This window comes from Oleiphilus sp. HI0066, from assembly GCF_001635725.1.
In genome coordinates, this window is the sequence record NZ_LWFH01001459.1 from 1 (window position 1) to 1,032 (window position 1,032).

Sequence of the window (1,032 nt, forward strand, 5' to 3'; positions counted from 1 at the left end):
TATTGAAGCGGGCATTGTGTTCAGAGAGCCGCCAAGGTCTGCTCTTGTCTATTTTCATGCATTCGCAAAGTAGATTCCGGATACCCCAGGGCTCCCTCTCTTGCGCGTTGCGCAATTCACCTTGTCGCGCTTCGCTGTCCGGAATGACGCAATGGAACGAAGGGATAATCGCGTTGAGCGCGTAAGCGATCCGGGTCGCCTTTGGGGTGTTGGGGTCTTTGGCGAAACAAAGACCCTGACTTGCCGTCGGCCAGCGCCGACAGGAACAGAAGAATGAGCCTGATGTTACCCTCTAAAAACAACAACCACTTATGCCTAACCGTAGACAACACTCACAAAACAAAAAAAGCCGCTACTAGTTTCCCAATAGCGGCTTCATTTCATCAATGCTTGAGTCTAGCTACCGATAAAGTCTCGCATTAGTTCAGCTGTTTTTTCTGGTGTTTCAACCATTGCTAAGTGACCAATACCAGGCAATACAACCTTCTTAGAGTTCTTCACCAGCGCCGCATATTCATCAATATTCTTGGCACTAATCACCTTATCTCCTTCTCCCCAAATGATTAGGGTTGGCGCGGTGATATTAACGAATTCTTTGTCTAAGCCTTTAGTGAGGTCTGAACGAATGTCTTTAAAAATCTTTTCGTTGATCGCTAGTCGAGACACCGCTATTTCAGCCTCCGCTTTTGCAATCGCATCGGGAATAAATGGCTTCACTTCCATGACAAACTCTAAGACCCGATAAAAGTCTTGTTCAGTTTTTGCGATCAAAGGATTGCTCCCTTGCTCGAGAATTTCGTCCATCTGCGAAGGCTGAGTATGCACACCTGCTGGACTGATTAAGGTAACCGATAACACTTGATCTGGATGACGGGCTGCGTAAAGTGATGAGATAGCGCCACCCATAGAATTGCCCACCAAATGGAACTTCTTGATATCTAGCTTCGCCATCAAAGCATTCACAAACGCAACTTGATCAGCAATATGGTAACTCGCGTTCAGATCTTGCTTGTTTTCACCATGCCCCATTAG

The 1,032-nt window shown here is 46.6% G+C and carries 1 protein-coding gene; it reads right to left on the bottom strand.

What is annotated here, in order from left to right:
- Positions 1-396 precede the first annotated feature (396 nt).
- Positions 397-1,032, bottom strand: a 636-nt coding sequence (locus A3738_RS22690) for an alpha/beta fold hydrolase (protein WP_156504425.1), incomplete at its 5' end; no start/stop codon positions are given.